The 8,016-nt window shown below is 50.4% G+C and carries 13 protein-coding genes and 2 pseudogenes; 14 read left to right on the top strand and 1 reads right to left on the bottom strand.

Annotated features, from left to right (window positions below; genetic code table 11):
* The 11 genes and pseudogenes from E0D98_RS19350 to E0D98_RS19410 all read left to right on the top strand — a co-directional run.
* Positions 1-1,080: DUF6645 domain-containing protein (locus tag E0D98_RS19350; RefSeq protein WP_346655061.1), on the top strand; the 1,080-nt coding region annotated here is incomplete at its 5' end.
* A 134-nt stretch (positions 1,081-1,214) separates the two neighbouring features.
* Positions 1,215-1,394 (top strand): DUF1378 family protein, encoded by a 180-nt coding sequence (locus E0D98_RS19355; protein ID WP_000142780.1) that lies wholly within the window; start codon positions 1,215-1,217, stop codon positions 1,392-1,394.
* Between the two features lie 40 nt (positions 1,395-1,434).
* Entirely contained in the window at positions 1,435-1,680 is a 246-nt protein-coding gene (locus E0D98_RS19360; protein ID WP_047086947.1) for a DUF826 domain-containing protein, read from the top strand.
* 77 nt (positions 1,681-1,757) lie between these two features.
* Positions 1,758-1,973: a class II holin family protein gene (locus E0D98_RS19365; protein WP_000284490.1), complete on the top strand. Its 216-nt coding sequence runs from the start codon at positions 1,758-1,760 to the stop codon at positions 1,971-1,973.
* Between the two features lie 3 nt (positions 1,974-1,976).
* Positions 1,977-2,225, top strand: a pseudogene (locus E0D98_RS28015) (DUF1327 domain-containing protein); the annotation flags it as partial.
* Positions 2,226-3,279: 1,054 nt separating this feature from the next.
* Positions 3,280-3,813: a lysozyme gene (locus E0D98_RS19375; RefSeq protein ID WP_001092872.1), complete on the top strand. Its 534-nt coding sequence runs from the start codon at positions 3,280-3,282 to the stop codon at positions 3,811-3,813.
* A gap of 156 nt (positions 3,814-3,969) precedes the next feature.
* Complete coding sequence (locus E0D98_RS19385) at positions 3,970-4,152, top strand: hypothetical protein (RefSeq protein ID WP_072024677.1); 183 nt, start codon at positions 3,970-3,972, stop codon at positions 4,150-4,152.
* 14 nt (positions 4,153-4,166) lie between these two features.
* Positions 4,167-4,298: a hypothetical protein gene (locus E0D98_RS28465; protein WP_001280926.1), complete on the top strand. Its 132-nt coding sequence runs from the start codon at positions 4,167-4,169 to the stop codon at positions 4,296-4,298.
* 11 nt (positions 4,299-4,309) lie between these two features.
* A complete protein-coding gene (locus E0D98_RS19390) occupies positions 4,310-4,768 on the top strand; it encodes a lysis protein (RefSeq protein ID WP_000947214.1) in 459 nt (152 codons plus the stop codon).
* 111 nt (positions 4,769-4,879) lie between these two features.
* Entirely contained in the window at positions 4,880-5,494 is a 615-nt protein-coding gene (locus E0D98_RS19395) for a Rha family transcriptional regulator (RefSeq protein ID WP_131890856.1), read from the top strand.
* A 336-nt stretch (positions 5,495-5,830) separates the two neighbouring features.
* The gene (locus tag E0D98_RS19410) at positions 5,831-6,157 is read left to right on the top strand and encodes a TonB family protein (RefSeq protein ID WP_000828070.1); all 327 of its coding nucleotides are present in this window, start codon (positions 5,831-5,833) and stop codon (positions 6,155-6,157) included.
* 131 nt (positions 6,158-6,288) lie between these two features.
* Here E0D98_RS19410 and E0D98_RS19415 read toward each other — a convergent pair whose 3' ends face one another.
* Positions 6,289-6,489 carry a YlcI/YnfO family protein gene (locus E0D98_RS19415; protein ID WP_000095744.1) on the bottom strand — a complete coding sequence of 67 codons (201 nt, stop codon included), beginning with the start codon at positions 6,487-6,489 and terminating at the stop codon, positions 6,289-6,291.
* 41 nt (positions 6,490-6,530) lie between these two features.
* On the opposite strand from E0D98_RS19415, the gene E0D98_RS19420 reads away from it, so the two are divergent.
* The 3 genes and pseudogenes from E0D98_RS19420 to E0D98_RS19430 form a co-directional block, all read left to right on the top strand.
* Positions 6,531-6,896, top strand: coding sequence for an HNH endonuclease (locus E0D98_RS19420; RefSeq protein ID WP_000829192.1), 366 nt, complete (start codon positions 6,531-6,533; stop codon positions 6,894-6,896).
* 288 nt (positions 6,897-7,184) lie between these two features.
* On the top strand, positions 7,185-7,748 hold the full coding sequence (locus tag E0D98_RS19425; protein ID WP_000958387.1) for a terminase small subunit: 564 nt from the start codon (positions 7,185-7,187) through the stop codon (positions 7,746-7,748).
* A pseudogene (locus E0D98_RS19430) lies at positions 7,745-8,016 on the top strand (terminase large subunit); the annotation flags it as partial. The gene E0D98_RS19425 and the pseudogene E0D98_RS19430, both read left to right, overlap by 4 nt.

An 8,016-nucleotide genomic window follows, 5' to 3' on the forward strand; every position in this document is an offset into this window, starting at 1 on the left:
ACGACGTATTTCTGGAAGCAGAAGAACGAATCCACGTACCAGACGGTGTACGGCAGCTATAAAAACAAAACGGAAAAGAATATCCATTTCGTACCGTTCATGACGGATGAGAACGGGGTGAATGTGCCGACGAACAAACCGGAAGAAGACCCGGACATTCCGGGTATCGGGTATTACGGTTCGAAATGGCGTGACAGCTCAGCCACCTGGACGTCACAGGACAGGGCGAGCCATTTCAGCACCTGGGCACGCCGGGGGATTATTTCCGACCGTCTGGCAACGGCGATTCTGGTGCACGCCGGGAGAACCGCTGAATTCATTACCGGAAAACAGCCTGATATGGTGAGGCCCACCGTACCTTCCGGTGAAGGTCCGGAGAGAGAGGCGGAAGCCCCGGCCAGTAAGCGTACCCTGATGAGTCTGCTGGCATCCGGCGAAGACCTGGCATCACAGGGCTGGCGCTATTATCACAAACCGGCGGGCGGAGACAGTGTTAACAAAAACATTGCTGAAGCGGTGGTCAGTGATGCGGGGGCTACGGGAGGTAAGGCTCTGCAACTGAACAAACCGGAAAACCACATCTGGTTTCTGGAGCATGATGCAGCCGGACAGGGTGCGGAGTTACTGAAGAAGGGCGGACGTGTGAGCGTACGGTTTAAGTTGCCGGGTTCACTGGTGCCGAATCAGTTTGCCCTGGGCATTTACTGGCAGTTGTCGTCCCTGCCGGAGGGGGTGACGCTGTCAGGAGAAGGTAACGATATGCTGATGTCTTTCTTCCTGCAGACGGATACGACGAACCTGAACGCGATGCATCACAGGAAGCCGAATGCGAAGCTGGATACATTCGGGGTCTTTGATAACGGATGGCACACGCTGGCTTTTGAGTTTGCCGGAAACAACAGCATTCAGGTGACACCAGTACTGGATGAGAAACGGGGAGCGGCGTTCACACTGGTGAAGTCACCGGCATCGGGGGCGGCGGACAAACTGCAACTGACCGATATATCAAAATCGGCGACGTATACGCTGCTGATTGACAGCATTGCGGTGGAAGTGAACAGCACAGACACTGCGGCATGATAAAAAAAGCCGCCAGTTACCGGAATGGACTGGCGGTGGTAATACCCATGGAGAAATATAAAGGAACGATACTTTCGTGCTCTGTTTTTTTAAATGAAAACAGTTCTTATTGTCAACAATAACGGTAAGAAATTATGACTTTTATTCATCAGGTGATGCTGTACTTCTGTACGGCAGTCTGTGTGCTGTATCTCCTTTCGGGTGGATACCGGGCCATGCGTGACTTCTGGCGCAGACAGATTGACAAAAGGGCCGCTGAGAAAATCAGCGCCAGTCAGTCAGCCGGAAGCAAACCCGAAGAGCCGCTCATTTAGCGGCAACTTTCTTAATCACACTTTTCGACGAGAAAATCCCATGTCAGAAATTACATCCCTGGTCACTGCTGAAGCAGTGAAGGAAGTCCTGCGCTCTGAAGAAGTCCTGAGCGCACTGAAACAGAAACTTCGCCATAACCTGGAAGCGCGTCTTGATACAGAAGTGGATGCCATTCTGGATGAACTGCTGGGCGCACCGGCAGCTCCGGAGCCGGAAGGCATCGCGGGTGAGGGGAGTGCTTCAGATAGCGGTGACCCCACACCTGACAGCGACATGATGATGTAAGCATGCGTCAGGGACCATCGGTGTGTGCCGGTGGTCTTTTTTATTGTTGTGAGCTTCCGGATTGCGGGAGGCGGGGTATGTACCAGATGGAAAAAATCACAACAGGTGTGTCATACACCACGTCAGCGGTGGGAACGGGCTACTGGTTCCTGCAGTTGCTGGACAAAGTCTCCCCGTCTCAGTGGGCGGCAATAGGCGTGCTGGGGAGTCTGCTGTTTGGGCTGCTGACATATCTGACGAACCTGTATTTCAAAATTAAAGAAGACCGGCGTAAGGCGGCGCGGGGAGAGTAGACGATGAATAAACAATACGAACTGGTTGTTAAAGGGATAAATAATTACCCGGATAAGATTACTGTTACTGTAGCGCTGGAAACGGGTGGGTATACGTCACTGTTGTTGCCAAATGTGGTGATTGATCTTGATCGTGTTGAAGGTGCCCCGCTGGAGTTTTACGAAGCTGAGGCGAAAAAGAAGGCGAAGCAGTTTTTCATGGATATTGCTGCCGGGTTATGTGAAGGGAACGAACCGTTGCCGGAAAAGCGCCTCTGTTCAGAAGAGCGGTATACCATACAAATTAACAATGCATATAACACGATACAGTCAGAAAAAGATGATATCGAATCACGCATTGAAAAACTGGAGAACAGCGTCGTTGAACTGAATAAAAAACTGTCGGTGCAGATCCCTTCCGAAGGTGAAAAAAAACGCCGTGATGAGCAGTTCGCGGCGTTTTACGATTATTGCCGGAAAGTGATGAGCAGAAATCTCGCAGAGTGTTTCCGTATTCAAAAAAACAGAGAGCGCTCTGCAAATAGTGAGATTCTGGATAATTTTTTAAAGGGGACGCATCTCGCCAGTGATTGTTTCATTGCTCATTCTTTTGGTGGCTTTCATGAGGCCATCAAACATGATGTTGAGAGAAGTCCAGGTATCCTCTGTTCCATTCCCGTAAGCATCGAAATAGACACAAATACGATAACCGGTGAACTCGTTACCGCCGGAGTCGGTATATTCCGTCATGAGGGGAACGATGCCAAAGGTTCCTTTACAAAAATCGGGCCGTTCTTTCTGAAGGTAGAGCGATAGTTTGTTAAGTACCCATCCGACAGCTCGCTCATTTTGGTTTATTTTCGTATCGCGAAACAAAAATTCGAAGCGGCCAGATGACGCATGGGTGCAACCAAATACCGGGGCGTATTCATCAACCTTTGGTGTTCCTGAAAACATGCAGTCCGTGCTCTCGAATGCAGATGAATTGCTGTTGATCCACTTAACAAAAGAAAAAAAGGTCTGAATCGCTTGTCTGTCTGAATATTCAACAAAATCCTCAAGGTGTGTCTCGATCAGTTCCGGGTGTTTACGAAAGTCATAATATTGACCGGGACGATATTTATGAGTGGTTGTTTTATCCCATGGTTGTGCTCTGCGTCCCTGTAAACGGAGGTCTGCCGCTGGATAGATAAGCATAAGTAATCTCCTGGTGGAATGTAATCCACGATCATCCGGGGAAATTAAGAACCCGCCAGTGCCCACCACTGGTGGGGTGAAGGCTTAACATATCCAGGGATTCGGAACCGATAAATCCTGATAAATATCCATGAACACCAAAATCAAATACGGCCTGTCGGCTGCCGTTCTGGCGCTGATTGCCGCAGGGGCGCCTGCGCCTGATATTCTCGACCAGTTTCTGGATGAAAAAGAAGGTAACCACACCACGGCATACCGTGATGGTGCGGGTATCTGGACCATTTGTCGTGGTGCCACCAGGGTGGATGGCAAACCTGTCGTCCCGGGCATGAAGTTGTCGAAGAAAAAATGCGACCAGGTTAACGCCATTGAGCGTGATAAGGCGCTGGCATGGGTGGAGAAAAACATCAAAGTGCCACTGACTGAACCCCAGAAAGCGGGGATCGCGTCATTCTGCCCGTATAACATTGGCCCCGGTAAGTGTTTCCCGTCGACGTTTTATAAACGAATTAATGCAGGCGATCGCAGGGGAGCGTGTGAAGCGATTCGCTGGTGGATTAAGGACGGTGGCAGGGACTGCCGTATCCGCTCAAATAACTGTTATGGTCAGGTATCCCGTCGTGACCAGGAGAGCGCGCTGGCGTGCTGGGGTATCGACAGATAAGCAGAATATTTTGCTGAAAAATGAGGTTTGCTTACATGGACGGATAACACGAAATCCTGCGAACTGGCAAAATGTAAGTGAATAAAAGTAAAAACCCCGTTTGTTGGCAGCAAGCGGGGTTTTGTGTTTCTGACCTTGGATAAGGCAAGGGAGAACATGGAAAAGTATAAACGAATTCTGTTGAGGTTGACTATGAAAAACGGCCTTGAACTGAAAGCGCCAGTAAGTGATGACATCAGCAGAGCGCTGGCTTTTGCTATTAAGTGGGTGGCGGTCGGTATCGCTGTGTCTCCGATACTGTATGGGCTGGCAAAACTGGTCATTGCGTTGAAATCGTGAAGGGAGGATTAAGCATGTCAGACAAACTCATAATGCTGGCGAAGATCCTCTGTGTAATCGTCGGCATTTCATTTTCACTAATGCTGGTTGCTCTTTTTCTTTCCATGGGCTGGATGATGTTGTCTTCGTCGGGGCTGCTGGAGTGAGCATAAACCGAATGCTTTCCGCGTTTACCGTTATTCTGCTGGTGGTCTGTGGTGCGCTTAGTCTGGGGCTGAATCATTACCGCGATAACGCCATCACCTACAAAGCGCAGCGCGATAAAAAAGCCAGAGAGCTGGAGCAGGCAAACGCAACCATTACTGATATGCAGGTGCGCCAGCGCGATGTTGCTGCGCTCGATGCAAAATACTCGAGGGAATTAGCCGATGCGAGAGCTGAAAATGAAACTCTGCGTGCTGATGTTGCCGCTGGTCGTAAGCGCCTGCGGATCAACGCCACCTGTCCAGGCTCCGTGCGTGAAGCCCCCACCACCTCCGGCGTGGGCAATGATGCCTCCGTCGAACTCTCTCCAGTTGCTGGACGAAACGTTCTCGGTATCAGAGACGGAATCATCAGCGATCAGGCCGCATTGAGAACGCTTCAGGAATATATCCGCACTCAGTGCCTGAATTAACAGAGCCTGCTTAATCGCTGGCTTTTTCATATCTGAATTTCACCGCGCACCGCAGCGCATGATAACCACCGAACCTGCCCCTTTGGAATGAGCCTTTGAGGATACCAGTTAGTGCTGGCGAGCCTCGGTGGGCTGGTTTCCTGTGCGGCAAAGGTTCATTTCAAAGAGCAGGTACACGCTATGAAATATTCTACCGTTGTTAACGGCATTGATTTTCGTGACATGGTTATGGTAGTGGGAGGCTCTGTCCTGACCACGAGTATTAAAGTGGCGGAATTTTTTGGTAAGAGTCATAAGAACGTATTAAGAAAGATCAGGCAAACCATTTCTGAATGTCCTGATGATTTTGCCCGGCTCAATTTTGAGCCTACTGATTTTATTGATAAAAATGGTGATGTCCAGCCAATGTTTAACATGACGAAAGACGGTTACATGCTGGTCGTTATGGGGTTTACTGGTAAGACTGCGATGCAAATAAAGGTTACGTACATCCAGGCTTTCAACTGGATGGCAGAACTTATCATGCAGGGAAAAACACACCTGGAAGCTGAGAGAAATGCAGTCATGCTGGAATACATGAAAGAGAAAGATGTCGCCAGTATATCAGGTCGCTTGCTCAATCGCTGGGGCAGGGTGAAGAAGCCTCAGTTGCTGGCAAGGCTGGACAGGCTGGAGCAGCAGGGGCAGATTGCGTTACCCGGATTTGATAAAGGCATTTCAGCCTGACATAACTATGCGCCGTATCGTCGCCGTATTCCTGCATTAACAGAGACCGCAGCCCGACCGGGAGACTCCTCTGCGCGAGTGTGCGGGGATAATCAAAAACGATACACACCGGGGTTTACCGCGTTAACGGAGCGCGGCGTTGTCCCCTCATGGTCGCTGGTCCGGTGCGATGGTGGAAGAAACCGGACGATGTGTTACCTCGCAAGCTCTGTTATGTCATGTGTCTGATTTGTGATTTAAGTCGGATAATTGTCGTTGCCATTAAGCAGAGGATTGATGACCGACAGGGTGGCATTGTTAGAATAAGACTTATTCTTATCTGCGCCGGGAATGAAAATGAAAAGAAATCTTCCGTTAATTATTTTGTTGTCTTCTCTGGTTATGGGCTGTACGCAACATAAAACAGATATGCCCCGACAGTTGGTTAAGGCATTACCACAATATCCGGCCTATGCAGCGGCAAATTATATAAAGGGACGGGTTGATGTGAAGTTTGATATTGGTGCTGATGGTACTGTCACCCGAATTGAGTTTATCCGTTCAGAGCCGCACCATCTGTTTGATGAGCAGGTTGTAAAGGCGATGGCAAAATGGCGATTTGAGAAGGACAGGCCGCGTAAAGGCGTGAAGAAAACGTTTATCTTTAGTCCTTCTGCACCCTGATTATTTCATCAGAAATTAATTATCACTCTGTTGTTATTCTGTACATCCCGGCTGGGTAAGTCTTGTTCCGCCGGGTATGAAGATGAAATATTGTTGGAGGACAGTGGGTACCTGCTCCTGTAACCGAACGTTCATTTCTCGTTATTTGTCATGCTGGCCGGGCGCAGGTGCGTTGCATCTGTTGCCAGCCTTCTCCTGCAGGCTTCAATAACCCACGCTGAAAAGTTACCGGACCCTTTATGCTCAAGGGCGATGTTGATCTGTTCAATCATGTGATTGGGGAAACGGATATTGCGGGTTGTGGTTCTGCGGGTCCGGTTTTTCGATGACATATTTATTTCCTTTACTGATTGCCATATGACGGGGATTTTACATGGCTGAGCTTCGTACACTCCAGAGCAGAATCAAAACACTGAATACCCGACGGGTGAATATTCTGAAGGGTGAACAGCGTCGTGTCAGTGGCAGTGCACGTGTTTCCCTCAAGCGTCATATCTGGCTCAGGGATGCAGGGCAGTGCTGTCTCTGTGGTCGTGTGGTTGACCTCTGTGACAGTGAACTCGATCACCGAATTGCACTTCAGTTCGGTGGTGGTAATGAGGAGACGAATCTCTGGACGCTCTGTACCGAATGCCATCGACAAAAGTCTGCTCGTGAAGCGGCGGGTGGTATGCCGGACCCGACGCTGCCGGAGGTGTCCGGAGGTAGTGGCAGAGCGGACGACATCATCGGACTGTAACCCGACCGGGGGGGGTATCATCCGGCGTAAAAAACGATCGCTCCGGACACCGCGCCCCCTCTCACGCAGAGAAAAAATTCCCGTTTCAGGGCAGTTAACATGTTAACTGGCTGTCCGGGCATTTTTGCGGTTTTTATCTTTATTATTCAGTTTGTTGCGTGGAAAAAATGTTAACAGGCTTTTTCAGCAAATGTTAACCAGGCAGCAGTTAACATTTGCGGCATGAGACGCCGGGAAAAATGGCTGAACCATACCCGGCTGAGTGCGTTCTGGACCCGGGAGGAGGCTGTGCTGACAACGCAAAAACGAAAATTTGCGCTGGCGCTCATGTCCGGGAAAAACAAAACAGCGTCAGCCATTGCCGCCGGTTATTCGGCGAAGACAGCCAGGGTTAAAGGCTCGCAGCTGGCAAAAGATCCGGAGGTGCTTGCGTTTATAGCCCGTAAACAGTGCGAGACGGTGGAGGTGGATGAGGTTCCTGTTTACCGGCAGAAAAAATCAGAGCAGGAGGATAAACCCCGTCGCCGTGAGGCGGCTGCAATACCACAGCCGGACGAAACAAATCCGGAGATGCCACCGCCCGTGGTGATATCTCCTGGTATTGAGTATATGGAGGACGGTCTTCCCGATCCGGTGAAAGCGATGGGGCGTCTTCTGGTGGAGAACATTAATACCGACCCCAGGCTGGCGCTGGATGCGGCTTATAAGCTGGCGCAGTTCACGCACCACAAAAAAGGGGATGCCGGTAAAAAATCGGCAAAAGGTGACGCGGCGAAAAAAGCGGCTAACCGTTTTGCGGTGCCACCACCACCCCGACTGGTGGTGAATAATGATAATGAGGGCAACGGATGATACCTGTGTGGAGCACGGCCTGCCCGGACTGGGCAGAGCGCCTGAAAAAGGGGCTGTCGATTATTCCGGCTCCGATTTATCCGGAGCAGGCCGCACATGCCCTGGCGATTTTTAAACAACTGCGGATTGTGGATGCACCGGGCAGCCCGACGTTCGGGGAGTCCTGCGCACAGTGGGTGTTTGACCTGGTGGCGGCCCTGTTTGGCTCCTACGATGCGCAGACCGGTGTACGCCATATCAAGGAAGTTTTTATCCTTATCCCCAAGAA

The organism is Escherichia sp. KCJ4928, from assembly GCF_004352695.1.
Taxonomy (GTDB): domain Bacteria; phylum Pseudomonadota; class Gammaproteobacteria; order Enterobacterales; family Enterobacteriaceae; genus ECMA0423.

Coding starts and splice junctions, on each gene's coding strand:
- E0D98_RS19365 (WP_000284490.1), top strand. CDS start 1,758: ATGTACCAGATGGAAAAAATCACAACAGGTGTGTCATACACCACGTCA.
- E0D98_RS28465 (WP_001280926.1), top strand. CDS start 4,167: ATGTCAGACAAACTCATAATGCTGGCGAAGATCCTCTGTGTAATCGTC.
- E0D98_RS19385 (WP_072024677.1), top strand. CDS start 3,970: ATGGAAAAGTATAAACGAATTCTGTTGAGGTTGACTATGAAAAACGGC.
- E0D98_RS19415 (WP_000095744.1), bottom strand. CDS start 6,489: ATGTCATCGAAAAACCGGACCCGCAGAACCACAACCCGCAATATCCGT.
- E0D98_RS19360 (WP_047086947.1), top strand. CDS start 1,435: ATGTCAGAAATTACATCCCTGGTCACTGCTGAAGCAGTGAAGGAAGTC.
- E0D98_RS19390 (WP_000947214.1), top strand. CDS start 4,310: ATGCTTTCCGCGTTTACCGTTATTCTGCTGGTGGTCTGTGGTGCGCTT.
- E0D98_RS19355 (WP_000142780.1), top strand. CDS start 1,215: ATGACTTTTATTCATCAGGTGATGCTGTACTTCTGTACGGCAGTCTGT.
- E0D98_RS19375 (WP_001092872.1), top strand. CDS start 3,280: ATGAACACCAAAATCAAATACGGCCTGTCGGCTGCCGTTCTGGCGCTG.
- E0D98_RS19410 (WP_000828070.1), top strand. CDS start 5,831: ATGAAAAGAAATCTTCCGTTAATTATTTTGTTGTCTTCTCTGGTTATG.
- E0D98_RS19420 (WP_000829192.1), top strand. CDS start 6,531: ATGGCTGAGCTTCGTACACTCCAGAGCAGAATCAAAACACTGAATACC.